This is a genomic window from Pseudomonas sp. FG47, from assembly GCF_057809115.1.
Map to the genome: position 1 here is coordinate 73,859 of NZ_JBMDJI010000020.1, position 19,954 is coordinate 93,812.

Below are 19,954 nucleotides of genomic sequence, written 5' to 3' on the forward strand. Positions count from 1 at the left end.
AATGGACACAAGATGTAAAAGTCGCTTGATCGAATACTGGTAAGGATTGAGGCCAGCATGACCATTCGCAATCAACAGTTCGCAACACTCGATCAGAACTAGCGCAAACTGCTCAGGGTCTTGTTCTTCAGTAGGCTTGGATTTTTTCCTCGCCGCTTCGAACTGAGCTACTTTTTGAGCAGGGGTAAGATCGTCGGAAGCAGCTTTTCCAGACTTTTTTTAGCCCGTCAGGGAATGTCAGCGCAAAGACTGTTGCCAGCAACTCAAGCTGAATGGGGAATGGTAAATTTCGAACATACTCTTCGGCACTACGCTGTTTGCAAGCACATGCAACACAAGCAGCCGCAAACCCCGGAAAGCTCATCAAAATCTCTTTCGACACATCTGGATCAGCAAGCGACTCTTTTACGTTGCGTAAGAAAATCGCAGCCAGGGCGTCCTTATAGCCGTCAACCAGGTAAATGAAATCTTCAGTATTCAGGCCGAAAACATCGATAGTGACTTCCGGCTTGTCAGCGGATGCCTGGGTAATTGTGATAGGCCGCGAGGGAATCACGAGATCTGAGAGTGCCATAGGTTCTTCTTATTATTATGTGGCTTTCCTCCATTATACCCGCCCCAGCAACTCCCGTGGGCCAAACCCAGTTTGACAACAAAGAAAATCGAGGTAGAACTATTTTCGATGTATACCTCAATTGCCGGCGCTGTCTACTAGCGAGATGTGGTACACGCCAGTAATATTGAAGATGTAAGCAATACACAACAAGAGAGAGATTTGAAATGAACGATATCGAATATGACCCTGAGCTGATTGCAACGAAGGATGAGATCCGCGCAGCGGTGCGGAATATTGCCTTGAATTCAGAAGCCTATAATTTCGTCGAATTCCGGAAGGAAGTGGAGTCTATCGGCTCTGACCTGATTATTCCGGCTGAGAACGACTGGATGATTGAAGAGGCTCTTCAGGCGTACAAGTCGCTGGCTCTGGACGAGGAGAATGGCCATGTTTGATGCTCGCACTGATATCCCGCCGCTGCTTACTGATTCGCAAATGATGTCGATGTCTCTGCGGGAAGTCACAGAGTACATGTGCAAGCGCAAGGTCGCTGAGCGCAATGACCCGGCTTACAAGCGGGAAAGGATTGATGAGCTTGCGGAGTTCATCGAAACTCATCTGCTGGATGAGTTAGCTGACCAGGGTTGTGTTGAGGGTTTCTGTCTGAATGCCAGGGCTGGGCTTGCGAGGGAATTCCCCAAATTAGAGGGGTTCAAGGAATCGTGGTGTACTGCAGCAGCCCGCCAGGTCTGGTACAAGTACAACCACTGACACGCAGAAAACCGGATCAGGCATCCGGTTCGGCACCTTGATTGTCGACGCCAATACCGATCACGTTACTGTTGCGATCGTTTCCAACCCTAATTATAGCAAGCGGAGATCTTACAAAGTCGGCACCGAGACTAATGTGAGATTCATCGATTTGTCCTGCTGCGCGCAACTGAGGAATCACCCCTTTAATATTTTCAATCTTTGTGAGAATGTCGTGAAGCTGAGTGGCGTACTTCAACCTACCATCAGCGTTACTTCTGAATGTATCTACAGCATTGCTTTTGTACACTTCAGCACCACCTAGATACTTCTTCTCAATGCAGTGCTCACTGAAACTTTCAAAAAAATCCAAGGCGGTATTGCAACGCGAGTCGTGCTGCACAAGATCGTTTATTATCTTGACATCAACCTTTTCGTCAAGGTAAGCATACGCGTACACAGAGTTTATCAGCGCATTTTCGCCCAATTCCTCCCCTGCCTCCCACTTAATCAGGAGCTGCTGATAGATATGCCTAACACCATTTTCAAGGTGCTCCAGCTTTGAAATACTTGTAGAGTCCTCCGAGAACTTGCAGCCATGTAACCAATATCCACTCATGATATATATAAATAATATATTTGCATATGCATCAACAGTTCGCACAGCCTCATCTGGATTAACCCAAAAGCTTTCTAGGCTCCCGAAGCTTTTCTTACATTGAAATTCGAAGGGCGAAATCGCATCTAGGCTCTTTGAGTTTAGCGGGTCGAGCCTGCTCCCATGATCTCTGTAATAAGCCAAATTATTCAGGATGGAGTCATACTGAATGGTTAAGCCATCAGAGATAGATCTATTTCGATCATTCGCTATAGCACGTACAACGCCATCCAGGTTTACTTCTTGAATGGTTTGATTGTAAATGTTATAGGTCAACACCGATGATGGCACCGGGCTGATTTCCGTTGCTTCAAGATGCCGAACAATAGTTCCATTGTCTCTTACTAGCTCAATCGTCTCTACAGTGTATACACCGTTGTTGACGAGACGACGAACGTCTTCTTCTGTTAAATCTGAATATTTTGAGCTCATGAAGCCTCCCTGAAGCGTCTATCCCGGCCCTGTGAAGCCTTATCCGGTAAAATATCTTCTTCTGAAAGGTAAGTCATGCGAAAAACACCAGCCCGCCTAGGTTGGTGTTTTGAAGCAGGTATGGCTTAAGCGTACTCTTCCCTGAACAGCTTCGACAGACCGCTGCCGCTGACGGCTTTGGACGCAAGCAGTGTACCCTTGATCTCCTGCTCACCGTAGTCGGATGTGATGAGCTGACGCTGAGCTGCCGGGCTCAGGCTCACTTTGTGATACGTCACTTTCACCTCCTTGTCGTCCTCGGCCAGGTTGAAGCCATCGAAAACGATTTGGACGTTAATGCCGCTGTTCACCAGGCCTTCGAGGCGGGTTGTGGCCTTGCTGGCATACCTATGCCAAATCGATGGCGACAGCATGCTTGATTACGGCATTCAGCCTGGCGACGTGGCCGTCATTAGCCGCAAGGAGCCAGCAAGACCGGGCAAGATTGTGGTCATCAGCATCGACGGTCAGAACACGCTTAAGCTGCTGTCTGAAGATGACCAGGGCCCAGTGCTACTCGCCGGCAACAGCGCTTACAAGCCAATCAGGCCAGGTGATGGCGAAGAATGGGTGTTCCACGGAGTGCTGATCGCATGCACGCGCCTGTTCTGAAGCCTGAGTGGTGTTTGAGCGCAAATCAAAAGCGTGTGTACGCCCTGGTCGACTGCAATTCGTTCTACGCAAGCTGTGAGCGGCACCCCCTTTGGCGCCCTGATCTTGCTGGGCTGCCGATCGTGGTGCTGTCGAACTCGGATGGTTGCGTGATTGCTCGCTCAAAAGAGGCCAAGACGCTTGGATACAAGATGGGTGATCCCTACTTCAAGATCCGCGACCAGCTAGCCGACCAGGGCGTACACGTGTTCAGTTCGAACTACACGCTGTATGACGATCTCAGCAACCGCGTGATGCTCACCCTGGCCGATTTCGCGAGCGAGCTGGAGGTGTATTCCATTGACGAAATGTTCCTGGATCTCACGGGCATGCGGGGCTATCAGTCCATGGCTGAAGAAATGAAAGATCGTGTGTTTAGGTGGACGGGCATTCCTGTTGGCGTGGGCATTTCGACGACGAAGACGCTGGCGAAGCTCTCGAACTGGGCTGCGAAAAACTGGAAAGGCCTTCCAGGTGTTGCGGTAGTGCTGGACGATCAGCGGCACGAGCTGCTGCTCAAGCGCGCACCAATTGGAGAGGTTTGGGGTATCGGGAGGCGATGGGCTGAGAAGCTGGAAGCCAAGGGCATCGTCACAGCCTGGCATCTGGCATGCGCAGACAACGAGACTGTCGGTAGAGAGTTCAACGTCGTACTACAGCGGACTGCTCTAGAGCTCCGGGGTATCCCTTGCAATGATCTGGAGCTCCAGGCTCCGAAGAAAAAGCAAATCATTAGCTCACGTGCGTTCGGAAGCCGGCAACAAGGGTGGAAACCAATTGAGCAGTCGATTGCTAGCTACGTTGCCCGCGCAGCTGAGAAACTGAGGGCTCAAGGGTCGGTTTGTCGGAAGATTGATGTTGGACTCATTGTGAGGAAAGCTACGGCGGAGAGCTTCAGTGACGCGTACTCTTCAGCGGCAGCCAGACTTCAGCAGCACACCGACGACACTCTCACGCTTCAAGGGGCGGCTGTTTCTTTGGCTAAGAAAATCTTCGACGACAATGCAGTTTATGCAAAGTCCTCCGTGTCATTGAGCGAGATCTGTCAGCCAGAAAACCTGACTACGGACATGTTCGCTGCTGCCAACTCCCAAAGCCCCAGGGCCAAGGTGCTCGACGAGATTAATGCCAAGTTTGGCAAAGGGTCTCTGCGCTCAGCGATCACAATCGGGGAGATGCCCTGGAGCATGCAGCGAGGACATCTGAGCCCTTACTACACGACTCGCCTGGCCGACCTCCCCAAACTTCGGTAAAGCGTTTCTCTTAACCAAATCACTTGCCCAGATCAGCCCCAGTCAGATAGTCGATCGACTCAAACTTCCCGACATCCATTAGCCGCTGACGAAGAACTTTCATAAACTCTTTATCATTACGCAAGAACTTATCACACTCGGACTCTGTCTTGCATTCGTCAAGAATATTTGCACGCTCCGGATTAACGAGACGATAACGACGAATAAACTCCTCCCGTTTTTTATCATGAAAGCTTTGGATAAGTGACTTCATACTCCCTCCATAAACCATATCTGCAAACTTGCCCATGTACTTCAGTGCAAATTTCATGAGGGCTAGGTCATTCTTAGCCGACAGCCCCCAGTAATACTCATCTGCTGCATTTTCTTTGACAATGAGAATTTTGTCTAGTCTTTCCACAAACCCCTGACACCAGGCAATGCCAGCAATCTCATTCCCCAGCTTATGAAACAGCAGGTCTTCGTCAGCAATCGAGTCAACCAGAGACCATACTTGATCAAACCCTCGCTCGCGATAATAGTTAAGCAACACAATATCAAACCCAGGCTCACGACAATAGCTTTCCGGCAAATCCAAGAAGTTTGAGTACAAAACACTAATCAGATCTCGCTCAGATCTGTATTTCTGGCGACCATATCGAACGTAGCCATCATAAACTCTGAGTGATGCCGGGAATACCCATTGCAAGTATTTAACTACTGAGGGTCTCATTCTCGGCTCCTTTAGCTTGTTGAGCATAAGCAGTCAGGGCACTGCAGGCCGCGTCAACGTTGCTGCTGCTGAGAGACCAGTAAACTTTGGCTATGATTGCATCTAGGGCTTCATTACGACCTAGGTCTTCAAAGAACACTGTGTGTAGCAGATGCCACAGGAATTCAACATCATCAATATTGGTCTGCTCATCTGAAATGCTATGAGCGATGCTACTGAGGCATTCAAACTCCCAGTCCACATGGGTTGTCGTCTCAGAGAACGAGTAGACTTGAGAAACATAATCAAAGAACTCAATGAAAGCACCAAACTCGCATTCATCGAAATAGTATTTGCCACCATTAAACCGGATCGCTGCTGGAGAACAGAATCTGATGATGTTTTGTAGGTACATCATAAGCCTAGCTCCGAGCCAAACATGTATTCCCGCTGCTCAGCGCTCATCATTGCCATTCTGCCGCGAAGAAAACCCATATCCCCGCTTAAGAGTCGACGTAGCTCATCCTCACTTTCACAAATCGAATACAAGTGATAAGCATGGGGCCTGTCCAATTGCAGCTCTTTTAAAATTAGAGGGTGCATCAAATCGAAGATATCGTCGTATGCCTGTTTCTTGTCGATTCCTAGACTTACCAAGTCAGCAGAATATTTCTCGCCGACATCTACTTCTGAGTGTACTGCCGCATAATTACCAGACAGAATACCCGCAATGCACTTGACCTGCGAAAGCCTAGATGCATCGCCATCTCGCTCAGTAGTTAGATATACGAGCCAGAGGCGACGAAGCTTATCTAGCCGTTCTTCTCTCAGCAGCCCTAGGAGTCTCGAAATAAAGTCACTGGGGCTCGTGGCATTAAGCGCTGCTGTAGAAAACGGCGGAGTGAAACTGAGAACAGGCCCTTTCCACACTTTGAACTTGAAACACACAATCACTGCAACTTCTAGCAGCGACGAGCAATAGCGATTTACAATGCCATCCGCTGTTTGCAGCTTAAGCAAACATTGGCCATCTTGGAACTTGAACCCACCAATCATCGAGTAACTGTCGTAGTTCTCGATTTGCTCGTTCATAGCGCGCTCTAGGAACTCGTGACTTTCAGCCGAAATCCCCACTAGCCCCTTGGCCTTCGCAAACCACCTCCAGGCAGCCACTTTTGGCTTCAAAAAACGGAGTAGCAGGCGGTCGCGAGGTGTGATGAAGGTAAGCATGACCAGCTCCGCAATATCATGGCAGTTATTGACAGATTGGCAATTAAGGGTAGGTATGTCAAGGCCCTGCGGGGCTACAGGGCCTGGTGCAGCTAGGGTGCTGTGCGCTCAAGGGCACGATAGAACTCGTTTTCGCAAGCCAGTGCGCAGATGTACTGCCAGAGCGGGAGCTCGTGCAACGATGGGTTCTTGGAGGCCTTCGTCGACCCCAGGCGAAGCGCTTCTTCGACCAGCCTAATGCACTCGGCCTGACAAAACGCCTCGACCTCGGGCTGCATTTTTAGGATTGCGTGGCTGCCAGACTGAATGATGTTGATGGTATTGGCTTCGACGATCGCTGCTCGGATGTCCATGATTGCGCTCTCTTATTGTTCTCATCTCTATAATGCAGATGGAGCAAAAGAGAGCGCAACACTTAGTATGAACCTTGTGCACGCCAATTGAGGAAGCGACAAACCCCTTCGATATCAGGGTAAATGGACTTGGAGGTAACCCCGCAACGCTCCAGCGTCATGAGAAAGTCTACTTTATCCTTGCCAGAAATAACGTACTCAGTCAGACGCTCCTTGACCTCAGGGTTTCTTTCTAGAGCCACGAATTTTCCAGACTTCTCAGAGAAGCGATGAGCAGTGAAATAACCAGACTGCGCAATAATCCTGTCGTTGCTCAGACTGGGATTAATCACCTTGGTTTTCTTTTGGCTGAACGGACTGCCCTTAAGAGAAGCAAGCATGAGCGAGTCCGCTTCCAATGTGTAGACATAGCAATCATCAGTGCCTTTGCTGCTGCAGGCGAACCACATCGCAGCCAGGGCATTTGAAGTCCAATCCAACAGCCGTGTTTTCATGCCGAAATGCTGAGCAAGCACCAGCATATCCCAGTCATTTTCGATATCGACATAGCTGGGAATCATTGTCAGGCCGTGCTTCCTCAAATCTGCCAGCATCGACTTTTCAACATTAGTGGTGTTCGATTTTGGATCTTTCCTAGCAATCCCAGGCAGCAAATTTCCGCGTTTTGACTGCCCCCGAAAAAGAAGCGTCCCTCCCACCAGGTCATAGATGCTGATGCGTTCTAGGAATTCCGGCACATTCTTGATCGGAATAGTGTCCATGATTACGCCTGCAGCCAGCTTTCGACTTCCGAAGCGCCATGCTCGCTCTTCCAGGCCTTCAACGTCGCGTGATTACCACCTTTGGTCTCCACTACTTCCTGAGTGTGCGGGTTCACATAGCGTTTAACAGCACGAGGCGCACGCGGCCCCTTACGCCCGTCGACCTTACCAGCCCCGACAACACCAGAACCCGCAGCAGCCTTAGGATCGAGGATGGCAATGACATTGCGCAGGGACATGTTGTACTCGCCGAGCAGTTTGCGCAGTTTGTCTTCAAATTCGAGCTCCCGCTGCAGGGCTTCGCTGCCTTTCAGGGCTTCCAAGGCTTGGAGTTGCTCTGCGATCTGGCGTTCTAGGGCCCGGTACTCTGCTGCTTTTGACATAGGTGATGCTCCTCTAGTAAGTGCCATGAAATCTAATGGCAGCAAAGTCAAAATGCCAGCTTTATGTAGTCCAGTTGTTGTACGAGTCGAGAATATTTTCTGACAGGGCTTGCGGCACTGGATATGCGTACAGTACATTTTAGGTATGGGGCTGACCCAGAACAATAAGAGAGATTACAAAAATGCTACGCAACTCATTCATGATCAACGATGACTTCAGAGCTGACCCAAAAGAAGAATGGATGGTTAATGGCAAGCTGAAGGACGTATACATCGTTAAGGAGATTCTACCCGAATACGATCAGCAGTACCTTGAGCTTGTAGTGCCTGGTCGCTCAACTCGAAACAGAATCAGAGAGATTTTCTTTGAGCGCAAAGCAAAGATCGACGAATCCAAGCTGTATAACTGACCACACCCGCCATTCGGCCCGTGCTTCGGGCCTTTTGTTTTAAAATCCATCTGCAGCACATAATAATAAGAGAGAAAAGTATGAAAGACGAGCCCACTATCTTAGGCAATGGCCTTGAGATCCACTACATCCAAGATCTTTACGGGAACAACGACGAAATCCTGGACATCTACGAGTTAAGGAAGAACTTTGGGCGTGGCCGGATTAAGACTCTAAAGCGTATTGATGTGCCCCAGGACTCAGATCTTGAAGCAGTGCGAGAGAAGATCCGGATTTCAAAGACTTAAGGGGATACAGTTCATGAATGGCGAGCTCATTTGGAATAAGCCGGCTATAGAATCAGAGCACAAGATACAACTGCTTGAAGACCCACTAATTCAGCAATCCATAGCCGAGTTTAGCGAAGACACAGTTCGAAGTATCTCCTTTGCCCATCGGCCTGCCCGCTACATAGGTCAGATCAAAGATGAATACATGAATGCTCTTAGAGAGTTGCTGGCTAATAGATACCTGGCCAACAGCTCAAAATCCCATCTAAGGGAGTATGTAGATCACAAATTCGGCGCCGACCTCGGACTATGAGCATGCCCCCGCCAGGGGGCTTTTTGTTTACAAGCAGTTTTTCTTAGCCAAGGTATATTGAACCACGGTCTTCTCAATGCAAGAATACAAATAAGGCCCTCTTCATGCCCTTGCAGATGATGGAGATTGGCCTGTTCCTTTGGTTAAGAAGGACTCTTGTATGCAAAAAATCATTGATGCTGACGACGAACTGAAATTAATCGTTGCAGATGATGGCTCGTACAACATCTTCTACATTGGCCCTTGGGGGCGCGAGCAGGTCACTGCTGATATGAGTGATATCGGACTGCAAGGCGCAATCTCGTCTGCAAAGCGCCTGGCGAGATACACAGGCACGATGTCCACGCTCCGCAAGAACCAGCACCTGGCTCGTCTCTTCCACAACCTTGTTCAAAACCTCGGCCTATCTCGTACAATCTGCGAGCTCGCAAGCCTCGGACTTCTCGTACGCGCTACACACGCCGGCAACACAAGCCAAGCCGACCCATCAGACCTGCCATTCCCATACGACCAGCTAGCAGCGCCGCTGAACGAGCTCAAATACTCAGCTGCAGGCAACCGGTACCTCTTTCAGCTCACCACCACCGGCGACGAGATTGCCTTCTTTCACAAGGCATCGATCGGCAGCGGATTCAGGCATCACGACATCGAGCCAGATATCCGTGATTTTGCAGTCAAACGCCTTCTTGAGATCTACCGAGCAGATCAGACCAGGGAGCACCTGGCCTGGGTTTCGGAGCTCGGGCTGGCGGGGGATCTGGGGCTTTAGGATTCCCTGCGGCTGAGGTGCTCCAAGCGAATTCCTTCAAGCTTGTAATGAAAAGCAGGGAATCCGATTTCAAATACGCCAATGCCATTCTGAGACGTGATAGCGCTTGCAAGATAATCGTAGAGCGCGGGGCCTGTGCTGCGACCAGTTGCTACGGCATTAGCAAAGGCATCATTGGCGTCTTGCTCGTGAAGCTTCCTCATGCCAATGACAGCCACTTTTCCTTCTGGTATCTCTTCCATAGCCACAGTTGCACCCTGTGTGGCGCAGGGCAGGATTTCATAGCGGTAAATATGGTACTTCTTGGTGTCAGGGCAGCAGACCCCAAGGATAAATTCTGCCTGGTAAGCTGAGAACATGCTCTCCATGCTTTTATGCTTTTTGGCCTGGATCAGGACTGATTGCACTGAGTGTTCGACGACACTGGCAATAAATTCGGCTGTCAGCAGATAGTTGGAGCCCAGATGACGCTTCTGGAACATATCCATATCATAATCCCCTTGAAGAAACTTCCTTCCTTCGCAGGGCATTGCAAGCTGATACTTACCGGCCAAATAGGTGGGCTTCAGATCCGAAAGGTGGTTTCGAATAGAGTTCATGATGTGCTGGGCGACTAAGGTGCTGCCGGCAAAGGCTATACCGCACCCACCCTCGTAGTTATATCCCAGATACCCATTAAACCACTCATCCAGGAAATTCATGCCAGCGACTCGAATAGGAGTTTCTACAACCTTCTTGAACCCACTTATGAGCAGCTGACCCCTTTGAGTGATACTGCTATCCGCAACGAAGAAAATTCCATCAGTGAATGTACTTTTAGACGCCCCGAAGCTCATATCGATCAGCGAATGCCCAGCAATAACCAATGTCACGGATGCCACCTCCATTTGGGTAAGCACCAATAATATCAGAGCGCTGTTTGACAGCAAACTACTTTCAGGTATATCCGGGCTTGAGGTATTGCACCACCCATTGCTCCAATGCGTTAATATAGATACACCCAATCAGAGATAATAAAAATGAAACTTCTGAGCTTCCTGGCCGGCCTTATCGCATTCATCCTCATCACGCGCTCTTACAGCTATGCACTCAAGAGCGAGTTTGTTTCCGCCAGGCCCTGGCTAAACAAGATAATGAGGAAAACAGGAAAAGCCTTTAAGTTCACTGGCTATGCAGCAATCTCAATTCTATTCGTGAAGTTCCTGCTTGAGCCTTTTTTCAGCATGACCAATGTTGAGTTTGCGGTTCTGGGCGTAGCAGCTTTGCTAACAGCTATCTACTTCGTAAAATCTGAACACAATAAGTTCGTGGAGTCCGATCTCGGAAAGAAGACCGCGAAGGAGATGAAGGAGATGAAGGAGTCTGGTGCAGCTCAGCAATAACCATCACAGACTTGATCAATCTGAAAGCCCCGTAAGGTTCGGGGCTTTTTTCGCTCCAATGCTTTGGATACACGAGTCAGGGCATTACTCGGCAGGTGCGGTTTGGGCGGTCTTCTTCTCTAGGCTGCACAACATGACGATAGCCGAAGCAGTCATGTGCAGAACGTATGCAGCAATCTCTGGCTCGACTTCGGAGACCTCCGAGCCTTGACCGTGCCCACCCTCCTTATTCCTGATGGTTGGAACACTGCTTTCCAACAAGGTTGAGAGAGCATTCAGGTGGTTCTGGTGATACGACGGCAGGAAGTTATTAGCCAGGAGTACAGCCAGAAGCCTTTTCGCTGGCGAGGTCTTATCGTACTCCCACCCTCGCAGCTCCAGCACAACTTTTATGGTGCTTTCAAATGCCTTCAGCCCGTCGTTCAGGGCCTCTTTAAGGTCGCCGTGCCGATAGTGCTCGTATGCACCAAAGAATTCATCCCTTGGGCCAGCGTACTCAGACTGATTCAGGAAGCTTATGGCGGGCTTTACCGCTTCTGCATGCAGAAATTCGGAATCAATACGCAACACCATGCCGCCACTTACTTCATAGCCTTTTCCATGCTCCTTGAAGCGAGTATTTATCTCCGATATACAAGCATCGATCCACGACCCACTGTCCTCTCTTGGATAACCATATGCATATGCTTTTTCACGATAGTTCTCGGAGATTGCAAAGCATAACTCAACAGCATCCAGAACCCGATCAACATCCTTTTCTACTTTTATGAACTGGACTAATTCTTCAACTACCGATGAGCGGTCATAAAGATCCCGCACAAGCCTCTGAACTCCATACTCACGGCGTAATAGCTCACAAATGCCACCGAAATTTCGTTCCTGCTCATTACGATCTTGAATCCCGAGGACGTCACCGATCACATAGCATATCTGAGCACGAAGGTTGGCATTGAAGTCGTCGTAGGTATAGACATCAGGCTCCAGGCCGAGCTCACGCTTCCTACGTTTGGAGTACAAATCGATGACTGGCATAGGCCCTCCCGGCGCTGTGAATGGGCATCATAGCGGGCGGTGGGCCATTTGACATCAACCCGTCAGGCAGCGACGTACTCAGTTGCCAGGCGATCGGCGTTGTCCTCGATCGAGAAGTCATTGCCCATAATGCCCCGGCGCTTCAGCTCGCGCAGATACTCGTACTGACTGAGATCACCGTTGGCTCGGGCCGTGGCCAGTGCAGTCAATTCTTGGGCATTGGCGTTGATGCCGTAGTCAGTGTTGATGTCCACCTGGAAATCAGCGTTCGACACACGACTGAAACGGGCAAGCATGCCGAACACAGCGTTGAGCGCAGATGCAGTAGCTGTGACCATGGACGCGATCTGGTTGTTATTGTCACTGGCATTGAGTGAGCGGCCAGTCGCGGTTTCGACAACACCTGTGTTCTGCAGCATCTCGTTACCGTGGGAGGCCATCAGCACCTCCAAGTCTTGCAGGCTGTCGCGCCCGGCAGTGATCGCAGCGCCCGTATGCTCCACGAACTTCAAATCGGCCCCCTCGGCACTGCACATGATCGCGCTATCGACGCCAATCTTGACGACCGTGCCCTCAGGAATCCCCTTGCCAAACAGAATGGGCACCCGCGCAACGTGCAGGATGTTGTCCTGATCGCTCTGGGACTGCCAGTGCTTGATATTCATGTGTGCCAGATCCTTGAGCGGAGGTTCGCAGAACAAGGTGCCACGGGTATCAGCGGGGTTGCTGTGAATCGGCACCACGGGAATCTCCGCAAGCCCGAAATCCCTCCAGGCCTCGATCTGAACGTAGTCAGAGCCATCCGACTCTTGCCAAATTGACCACATCACCTTGCCATTCACTTTCCTAAACACGCGTACACGGCAGACGGACTTTTCGCCCCATTCGCCGTCCTCAACAGTCGCCTTTTCAGAGATACGGATCTCCCGCAGCTTGTCGTCTTCGTCGAGCTTGTAGCCCAGGATGTCGTCACCGCTAAGCCAGTACGCATAGGGCTGCCCACCGCCGATAGGAGCATCTACGCACAGGAAGGAAGACCCGTTCCACAGAGCATCCTGGAACACCGTAGCCGCTAGGGCGCTGACCGATGTGCCCTTGCCGTCGATGTTGTTGCTGAACAGCTCTGCCAGTTCCGGATGCGACTCCGAAGTGACAGCCACGGGCCGGGAAAAAGGCTTTGCAGACAAACTCTTCACGACGCGAGCCATCCGGTTGTTCAGGTATGTCCTGCAGAGGCGTTTCTTGTACGAGTCACCAAAGCTAAATGCCCCTACAACACCTTCACCTGGGCGAGTGCCAACCTTTTCAAGCACTGCCAGATCAATAGTGAATTCAGAGAGGCGTTTGAACAGAGATCCAGCATCAACTTTGTTTTTGCCGTCGATCTCAATTACTGGCATGCGAAAGCAATCGACAAGATTGAATCTCTCATCGATCACTGCAATACCACCGGAAATGCCGGGATCAATCCCAAGGACATGGCGCATAACGACTGACTTTATTATTGTTATTGTCAGTTTATTGTAGCATGTGCCGTGTGTTGTTTGTGCGCAAACAAAGCCGGATTGACCGATATTGAGTCCTCCAAGACACGAACAGATTTGAACGGCAGTTGAGGTAGGTTTTTGCCATAGTTTGCGACCAGCCATTTTCTACGATCGCTCTCCAGGAAAGCCTTTTCCTCGCCTTCGTAGATGTAGTCGAAGCCTTCCTTCTTGGCCCATTCTTCCTGGGTCATCGTTGAGCCATCTTTGCGAGGCTTGGCCCAAGGGCATTTGATATTGGGGACAGTGAAGATAAAGACGTGGTGAATGCTGTTCTGCTTCGCGGCGCAGATTAAGTCGCGAGCTGATTCAAGATTTGGAATGACGCCTTTTCCTTGATACCAGATGCGGTTATTCAGTTTATCAGTCCAATCCGATCTGTGCTTTTTGGTCACAGTATATTCGACTTCGATCTGTTCGAATGGCATGTCTTGCATTCCCCCGAATACGGTCAGGCGGAATTCAGACCAGCTGTGGAATGGCCTTGGATATGCCGGGAGGCTTGGGGTCTTGATAACAGCTTCGCCTTCGAGAAATTGGCCTGCATGGCGCTGCCTGTTGTAGCTGTTCCACTCGAACTGCAATTCGATCTCTCTGATAGCGTCAGAGCAAATCTTCAGCAGGTTTCGGTCTATTTGCTTGTAACCGTCTTTCTCAAGCAAAAGGGAGTTGTACTGTGGGGCCTTCAAAAGGTCGGCCAGGGCCTGGGGATCGTTCAGCATACCGCACTCTCTTATTCTTATTATGTGCTGCTATGTATGTATTAACGAAAATGAGCAAAACCCTGCGCAACACCTTATTGCGCATTTCTTTTAAATACCTTAATTCTTTCTTGTGTCAGACAACTTGGAGGGAAGTTGGGGCATCCTTGCCCCCAGGTAACCCCTTAAAGCCCTGTGTATTCTTTCATTTGCTCAAGGGACTTCGGATCAATGATGTAGTAGTACCCTGACTTACCGCCATCCTTCCGCTTTGTTTTCAAACCATGCAGGGACATGATTTCGGAGATTGCGCCTTGCTTACTGCGATCGGAGACCGATCCGGTGTTCTTGGGCATTTTGAATCCAGCTAGGATTGCTTCGTGCCTCACAGCGTTGATTCGGTCGTAGAGGGCTACTGAATCAGCTGGAGTCCAGGTGTCATTGAGGAGGCCAGTGTGCAGCTCCTGGACGAGCGCTTCGAAGGTGGTTGATGGCTCGACGAAGAGTTTGCGGTAGTTGTCGAGCTTCACTTGTCCGATGCCTTCACCCCAGAATTGAGCGTCCTGGAAAGTCAGATCCTTTCGTTTGAGGCCTTGCTGGGCCTGGTACCGGATTGCGGCAAAGTGCTCAGCTTCGCTGCTGGAGCCGATCTTCTGTGTGCGTTTGGCCTGGGCTTCGGTTGAAGCGGTAGCGTTAAGAAGGATCAGGGCAGTGTCCTTCTTCACTGCTCTGCGACCAGCGCTGTTCGCTTTGAAGCCTTCGATGCCAAGGTCGTTGTCGTTTGGGATCATTTCCAATTGGAAGCCCTGGCGTTTCAGCTCGTAAGGCAAGGTCAGCTGAATGTTGTCGCGGAGCCAGCCAGTGCGCTTCATGTGATTTTTCCGAGCAGCATCAAAGTCTGATTTGGTGGAGGCATCGAACTCGACGTCAGCGATCTCCTCACGCTTGTTCTGGGGGTTCCTGATGCCAATCACGAACTCGCATGCGGTGCGGTCACGGCGAATCATCTGAATCGCGCTGCGAGGCGTCACGGAGCCCTCAAAAAGACCGAAATGCGCTTGGAAGTGGCCACTGGTTATGCTCAGGGCCGAGGTGATTGCAGGTGAATAAATTACTACTTGGTGGGCAGTGGTATTGGGATTGCTAATGAAAGCTGCCTGAGCTGGCCAGCCTGCAGATTTGCTGGTGATAACCAATGATTCGATGCCGGCTTTTTCCAGGACTTTGCCCAGGGCCTCGGCGTCACGAGCGATGTCGCAGGCGATGAGGGTGTTCTGGCCTGACTGGGCAGCAGATATAGCCATTGCGCGCACTTGATCCAGAGCACCGATCTTGCAGTTGACATCAGTGTGGGCTTGGTCGATCTCGAAGCAGTGAATGAATTCCTTGCCTTTTTTTATCAGAGACAGGCATTCGTCATTGATGTCAGCGTCTGCAAAGACCACTGATTTCGCGTTGTGTACAACCTGCTTGAGGGTGTTCCAGACGACTTCGCGCTGCTGGACAGACCCTTCAAAAACGTGATCGGGCACTTGGGCGGCTTCGTCGATTACCAACAGATCAACGTCTTTAATGAAATCGTCAAATTTTGCGCTGATTAGAGAGTTCACGACGACCTTCAGGCCCTTCGTTTTCTGCATTTGACCTGGCTGTACATCTTCGTAGTCCACGAGACCTGGGATGTCGATGCTTTTGATGATCGACCGACGGTGGGAGATCACCAAAACCTTTTTGTCAGATGTCAGGAAGTCTTGGATGCAGGGGTTGATGACAAGGGAGGACTTACCCCAGCCAGTCGGGCACTTAATCAGAGCGCGGCGGTTCATGCGCAGCAGCACGGATCTGAGCCAGGACGCGGACACTGGCTTGTGGATTACGGGGAAGTCGTGACGATCGCTGCGCGATTCAAAAAATGCCTGCACTCGCAGAGTTTTTGCGGCGATTGCCTTAGCGCATTCCTCCTGGGTCTTACCTGAAGCATCAGCAAGTCGCTTCGATGCCAGATCACAGTCACCGGCAATATGAATGTCTTTAGCAAGCTCGTATGCGGCTTTGGCAAATGTGCTTTCGCTCAATTCACTTTTCAAAGCCAGTAACGCGACGTCTGAACGATTGAGCTGATAAATGTTATCAGTGAGCTTACCGACATTTTGATCGTAGAGACCAGATGCAGTCTTGTAAGCCGCTTCGATTGCGTGGCTAGCAGAGCCGGAGATGTTCACAAGCCTCTTGAGAGATGGGTACTCACTTTTGATGTAAGCGGCGGACTCAGTCAAGTCATCAACAGCGACGGTGCGAAATCCGTGAATCAGAAGATTGGCTCCGATGATTACTGAATTGCCATTGCCTGCGATATTTTGTTCGACCTGATGCATTTTCGTACTCTCTTATTGTTGTTGTGCTCTGTGCACATTTGAATTATCGAACATGAGCAAAAGCCTGCGCAACACCTTTATCGGTTGACACTTGGGCATGTTGAGGTATGCAGGTTACGCTCAGTTAATCGAGGGACACTCAGGTAACGCCCAGTTGATTTCGGTTGCGCAGGAATGCGGTTCGAGAGTGAAGCGTAACGCAGCGTTGTGATTTCAGTTTTTCTTAACCAAAAGACTTGCTAGCGCCTCTCCTCAGGGGTTTCATATCACCAGGCACCCTCAACCACCCCCTTTTCTTTTATAAAAGAAGAGACCCGTTGCAGGTGAGCGGGGAGTTTGGTTAAGAAAAACGGAAGTAGATTTCCTTTCATATACCTCGACTTCCAAAATTGACAAGCGGAAAAGGTGTTGCGCAGGCTTTTGCTCATATTCAACACTATGAATGTGCAAGAGAGAGCACAACATAACAAGAGAGAGATCACCATGAGCACCACGGCCATCAAATTCGCAACTCAGAACACTGCCGAAACTCGCAACGTACAGAATCGCCAAGCCCAGTCATTCCGCCAGTTCTACAGCCATTTTCTTCTCAATCAGCGCATTAGCGATCTAAAGGATGGGCCTACCTTTACGCCATCTTTTTTTCGCGCCCCTGAGAGAAACATGGAGAATGTGATTGCGACAAGCATGGTGATCTTTGATGTTGACCAAAAACCCGCAGACGATCTGGTCAGCCTGGAGGAGCTGGAAGACGCTCTTATCGATCTCAACTGGGAGCATTGCATTTATACGTCGTACAGCAACACAGTTGAGTGCCCGCGCTTCCGCATAGTTCTGCCACTCGATCGACCAGCCCACCCAGAGGAATTTCTCGCTATCTCAGCCGCCGCGCTGGAGCAACTGGACGATTTCTTAGACGGTCGGCTGCTGAAAGTTATTGACGGATGCTGGAGAGAAACCGCTCGCTGCTACTACACCTTCACCACCCACCCTGAGAGAAAAGCAGGGGCGATAAGCTTTTACAACCCTGGCAAGCCACTAGACACTCTTGAGCTCAAGCTAGCCCAGTCCAGCTATGGCCTTGACGCCGAATACACCAAAACCACCAAGCCACGCGCTCCAGGCACAGCAGTCGGCGCAGCAGGCCGAAGCTTCGAGCTCAACCGACGGCTCGGTGGCATGTTCCGATCGTTCAACGAAGATCAAATCGTCCAGAAAATCTTCGCAGCAGACAGCGAAATGAACGCCGGCAACGAATACTTCCGCGACCCTCAGTACGCCCGGAACAAGCCTCGCCCTGGCGAAACCAAAGACGCAGCAGCCCTGCGCGCCTGCAAAGCCTGGGTCAAATCCCACTTAAACTGGCTCCGCCGCAAAGCCAAAGGCATCGACACTACGATCGTCAATCGCAAGGCCCAGAGCAAAGAGCCCATGCCGACCCACGAAGCCATGATTCGCCTCAAAGACTTCAAGCCAGGCAAGACAAAATCAGGCGGCACTACAGCCCTCGCCGAATTCGAAATTGTGAGCGGAGAACACGCTGGACGCCACGTTTGGCACCGTTTTTACGGTCAAGGCAATCATCCAATCGCGATCAAGATCTCCGGCGAGATGCTCGAAAAACTCAAGACCGCCGCCAGCCTCCCCAGCGCAGCCTTCACAGACGTTTTGAAAGCAAAAGGCGTGATCGTCCACGCCCGCATCAAGCTCAAGGCAGGGACAAATGGCTTCGCTGACCAAAACGAAATCGGGACGTTCTTTACCCAGCCGTGAGTCGTGATATGGTCGGCCAGCCCGCAATGCCATCATGCGCTGGCCACCACCTGACGAGACCTCAGAAATGGATATTCGCTTTTTCTTTGAACAGCGCCTGGAATTCATCAAGCAGTTCTATCTAAATGGATCGGCCCCATTCGACGAGCGCAAGCGGAAGATCGAGAACGAGGAAGACCCCTTTATTCCGCCATACTCCGAGGATGGTGAACCACCATTCCAGCTCGAATGGGAGGAAGCTGATGCATCGATCCAGGTGCTGGGCAGCTCTTGCCTTTCGATGATATCCGCATCACTACACATCTACCTTGTAGCTTGGCAGAACCGCCTCGGGCCTGCTCCAGACTGCACAAAATCTGCATTCAAGAATGGATGGCCAGCGGGGTACCAGGCTTTCTACGAGTCACACGGATCAGATAAATTCGGCACTGGCCCATTCGATTACTCGCTTGTTTCTGAAATAGTTTTGGCCCGAAACAGCATTCAGCATGACGATTCCCTGACATCCAATACCTTCCGATATAGGGACAGCGACCTCCCGAAGCTACCAAGCCCTTTCTTCGTCAGTGACCAAGATAAAGAGCTAGCGAAGCAGATCGATGATGGTGAGAGAAGCTGGCTCTACCCACCACGCATTCACATCACCAAGGAAAAATTCCTACACATGATCTCTGAAATTTCGAATTTGGTTCAGTGGTTGGAAAAGCAAGGCGAGCAAATCCAATACCGGCAGTACCTAGAGCGCAAGAAACTGCGTGAGAGCAATCAGAGCTAGGCCATCAAGACTCTCAAGAGCCCCTACCGCCCAGGGGCTTTTTTACACCCTCTCGACTTGACACCCAACTACTTTAAGTTATACAGCACATCACACTATTGCTTTCAAAAAAGCGCATTGAGACAATGATCCTACAAGAATAAGCACGAGAACGATTCAATGCAGCCTGAATCAGCAAATCCTTTAGTCCTGCCAACAAATATGGACATACACACATGCCTAATAGAAACCTACAGGTATCACGAGGCAGAGGCGAATGACTTCGACATACATGACTGGGCTGCTGCATACGTATTCCAGGTCACCACATATGACTACGACATTTCCAAGAAGTTTGTCAGAGATTTCGTAAGAGTGTGCAAGGCTATAACTGAACGCACCACCTTCAACCTCATATCTGACGAAGCCGACTACGTGACGTTCATTACCATTGTGAACATGCCGCTATTTAGTCAGCGCCTCGATTGGGGAACCTCTATCCGGGGATGCTGGTGGACTCACGATGATCACGTGTTCAATGCCTGGCTTAAGATTGATGAACATCCGGAGAATTACAATCTAACTAGAGATCAGTGGATTGACTACATTAAAGCCGTATGCCAAATCTTTGAAATCGACTGAAACCTATTTGCGCGCAAACCCACCAAACTTTGCACTCAAAAAACCCAACAGATTTTGATTTATCCCACATACAGCTTACTGGCAGTGGTAATATAAAGGCGTAGACAGTTCCTCTCTCTTTCTGCCTACGCCTCTATTGTTGTGTGCTGCACCCAAGCCCTGGCCGGGCCTCTCTCTCCTGGCTGGGGCTTTTTTATGTTGCCAATTTGTCAATTTCGTTACCATTCATCAGG

Annotated in this window: 24 protein-coding genes; 10 read left to right on the top strand and 14 right to left on the bottom strand. The window is 50.3% G+C overall.

Features of this window, described 5'->3' with window-relative positions; genetic code table 11:
- Positions 1-127: 127 nt before the first annotated feature.
- Positions 128-574, bottom strand: a complete 447-nt coding sequence (locus ACODS5_RS16145; protein WP_489109119.1) for a phage pre-tape measure protein — start codon at positions 572-574, stop codon at positions 128-130.
- 206 nt (positions 575-780) lie between these two features.
- Here ACODS5_RS16145 and ACODS5_RS16150 point away from each other — a divergent pair, with 206 nt between their 5' ends.
- A complete protein-coding gene (locus tag ACODS5_RS16150; protein ID WP_489109120.1) occupies positions 781-1,011 on the top strand; it encodes a hypothetical protein in 231 nt (76 codons plus the stop codon).
- Positions 1,004-1,327 carry a hypothetical protein gene (locus ACODS5_RS16155; protein WP_489109121.1) on the top strand — a complete coding sequence of 108 codons (324 nt, stop codon included), beginning with the start codon at positions 1,004-1,006 and terminating at the stop codon, positions 1,325-1,327. Before ACODS5_RS16150 ends, ACODS5_RS16155 begins: the two co-directional genes overlap by 8 nt.
- A gap of 16 nt (positions 1,328-1,343) precedes the next feature.
- Here the strand turns inward: ACODS5_RS16155 and ACODS5_RS16160 are convergent, their stop codons facing one another.
- Both ACODS5_RS16160 and ACODS5_RS16165 read right to left on the bottom strand, forming a co-directional pair.
- Positions 1,344-2,396 carry a hypothetical protein gene (locus ACODS5_RS16160; RefSeq protein ID WP_489109122.1) on the bottom strand — a complete coding sequence of 351 codons (1,053 nt, stop codon included), beginning with the start codon at positions 2,394-2,396 and terminating at the stop codon, positions 1,344-1,346.
- Between the two features lie 125 nt (positions 2,397-2,521).
- Complete coding sequence (locus ACODS5_RS16165; RefSeq protein WP_489109123.1) at positions 2,522-2,809, bottom strand: hypothetical protein; 288 nt, start codon at positions 2,807-2,809, stop codon at positions 2,522-2,524.
- On the opposite strand from ACODS5_RS16165, the gene ACODS5_RS16170 reads away from it, so the two are divergent.
- Together ACODS5_RS16170 and ACODS5_RS16175 are read left to right on the top strand one after the other, a co-directional pair.
- Positions 2,808-3,047 carry a LexA family protein gene (locus ACODS5_RS16170; protein ID WP_489109124.1) on the top strand — a complete coding sequence of 80 codons (240 nt, stop codon included), beginning with the start codon at positions 2,808-2,810 and terminating at the stop codon, positions 3,045-3,047. The two genes, ACODS5_RS16165 and ACODS5_RS16170, sit on opposite strands and share 2 nt — an antisense overlap.
- On the top strand, positions 3,029-4,339 hold the full coding sequence (locus ACODS5_RS16175; RefSeq protein WP_489109125.1) for a Y-family DNA polymerase: 1,311 nt from the start codon (positions 3,029-3,031) through the stop codon (positions 4,337-4,339). Before ACODS5_RS16170 ends, ACODS5_RS16175 begins: the two co-directional genes overlap by 19 nt.
- A 19-nt stretch (positions 4,340-4,358) precedes the next feature.
- Here ACODS5_RS16175 and ACODS5_RS16180 read toward each other — a convergent pair whose 3' ends face one another.
- The 6 genes from ACODS5_RS16180 to ACODS5_RS16205 all read right to left on the bottom strand — a co-directional run bounded on the left by ACODS5_RS16180 (position 4,359) and on the right by ACODS5_RS16205 (position 7,757).
- Complete coding sequence (locus ACODS5_RS16180) at positions 4,359-5,051, bottom strand: hypothetical protein (RefSeq protein WP_489109126.1); 693 nt, start codon at positions 5,049-5,051, stop codon at positions 4,359-4,361.
- Positions 5,032-5,448: a hypothetical protein gene (locus ACODS5_RS16185; protein ID WP_489109127.1), complete on the bottom strand. Its 417-nt coding sequence runs from the start codon at positions 5,446-5,448 to the stop codon at positions 5,032-5,034. The genes ACODS5_RS16180 and ACODS5_RS16185 overlap by 20 nt, the downstream gene beginning before the upstream one ends.
- Positions 5,445-6,260: a hypothetical protein gene (locus ACODS5_RS16190; RefSeq protein WP_489109128.1), complete on the bottom strand. Its 816-nt coding sequence runs from the start codon at positions 6,258-6,260 to the stop codon at positions 5,445-5,447. Before ACODS5_RS16190 ends, ACODS5_RS16185 begins: the two co-directional genes overlap by 4 nt.
- A 92-nt stretch (positions 6,261-6,352) precedes the next feature.
- Entirely contained in the window at positions 6,353-6,613 is a 261-nt protein-coding gene (locus ACODS5_RS16195) for a hypothetical protein (protein ID WP_489109129.1), read from the bottom strand.
- A 62-nt stretch (positions 6,614-6,675) separates the two neighbouring features.
- Complete coding sequence (locus ACODS5_RS16200; protein ID WP_489109130.1) at positions 6,676-7,374, bottom strand: FRG domain-containing protein; 699 nt, start codon at positions 7,372-7,374, stop codon at positions 6,676-6,678.
- A gap of 2 nt (positions 7,375-7,376) precedes the next feature.
- Positions 7,377-7,757 (bottom strand): histone-like nucleoid-structuring protein, MvaT/MvaU family, encoded by a 381-nt coding sequence (locus ACODS5_RS16205; RefSeq protein WP_489109131.1) that lies wholly within the window; start codon positions 7,755-7,757, stop codon positions 7,377-7,379.
- Between the two features lie 200 nt (positions 7,758-7,957).
- On the opposite strand from ACODS5_RS16205, the gene ACODS5_RS16210 reads away from it, so the two are divergent.
- Positions 7,958-8,167 carry a hypothetical protein gene (locus ACODS5_RS16210; protein WP_489109132.1) on the top strand — a complete coding sequence of 70 codons (210 nt, stop codon included), beginning with the start codon at positions 7,958-7,960 and terminating at the stop codon, positions 8,165-8,167.
- A gap of 742 nt (positions 8,168-8,909) precedes the next feature.
- Entirely contained in the window at positions 8,910-9,518 is a 609-nt protein-coding gene (locus tag ACODS5_RS16215; RefSeq protein ID WP_489109133.1) for a hypothetical protein, read from the top strand.
- On the opposite strand, the gene ACODS5_RS16220 is transcribed toward ACODS5_RS16215, so the two are convergent.
- Positions 9,515-10,390, bottom strand: coding sequence for a hypothetical protein (locus ACODS5_RS16220; protein ID WP_489109134.1), 876 nt, complete (start codon positions 10,388-10,390; stop codon positions 9,515-9,517). The two genes, ACODS5_RS16215 and ACODS5_RS16220, sit on opposite strands and share 4 nt — an antisense overlap.
- Positions 10,391-10,537: 147 nt before the next feature.
- Between ACODS5_RS16220 and ACODS5_RS16225 the strand changes: the two genes are divergently transcribed.
- Entirely contained in the window at positions 10,538-10,900 is a 363-nt protein-coding gene (locus ACODS5_RS16225) for a hypothetical protein (protein ID WP_489109135.1), read from the top strand.
- Positions 10,901-10,984: 84 nt separating this feature from the next.
- Here ACODS5_RS16225 and ACODS5_RS16230 read toward each other — a convergent pair whose 3' ends face one another.
- The 4 genes from ACODS5_RS16230 to ACODS5_RS16245 all read right to left on the bottom strand — a co-directional run bounded on the left by ACODS5_RS16230 (position 10,985) and on the right by ACODS5_RS16245 (position 16,552).
- Positions 10,985-11,932: an abortive infection family protein gene (locus ACODS5_RS16230; RefSeq protein WP_489109136.1), complete on the bottom strand. Its 948-nt coding sequence runs from the start codon at positions 11,930-11,932 to the stop codon at positions 10,985-10,987.
- 62 nt (positions 11,933-11,994) lie between these two features.
- Positions 11,995-13,419, bottom strand: a complete 1,425-nt coding sequence (locus tag ACODS5_RS16235) for a DUF4055 domain-containing protein (RefSeq protein WP_489109137.1) — start codon at positions 13,417-13,419, stop codon at positions 11,995-11,997.
- Positions 13,420-13,445: 26 nt separating this feature from the next.
- On the bottom strand, positions 13,446-14,198 hold the full coding sequence (locus ACODS5_RS16240; protein WP_489109138.1) for a PDDEXK family nuclease: 753 nt from the start codon (positions 14,196-14,198) through the stop codon (positions 13,446-13,448).
- Positions 14,199-14,362: 164 nt separating this feature from the next.
- A complete protein-coding gene (locus tag ACODS5_RS16245) occupies positions 14,363-16,552 on the bottom strand; it encodes a hypothetical protein (protein WP_489109139.1) in 2,190 nt (729 codons plus the stop codon).
- Positions 16,553-17,035: 483 nt separating this feature from the next.
- Between ACODS5_RS16245 and ACODS5_RS16250 the strand changes: the two genes are divergently transcribed.
- From ACODS5_RS16250 to ACODS5_RS16260, 3 genes are all read left to right on the top strand, one after another.
- Positions 17,036-18,325 (top strand): hypothetical protein, encoded by a 1,290-nt coding sequence (locus tag ACODS5_RS16250; RefSeq protein ID WP_489109140.1) that lies wholly within the window; start codon positions 17,036-17,038, stop codon positions 18,323-18,325.
- 67 nt (positions 18,326-18,392) lie between these two features.
- Entirely contained in the window at positions 18,393-19,100 is a 708-nt protein-coding gene (locus tag ACODS5_RS16255; protein ID WP_489109141.1) for a hypothetical protein, read from the top strand.
- A gap of 159 nt (positions 19,101-19,259) precedes the next feature.
- On the top strand, positions 19,260-19,721 hold the full coding sequence (locus tag ACODS5_RS16260) for a hypothetical protein (protein ID WP_489109142.1): 462 nt from the start codon (positions 19,260-19,262) through the stop codon (positions 19,719-19,721).
- Positions 19,722-19,954 lie beyond the last annotated feature (233 nt).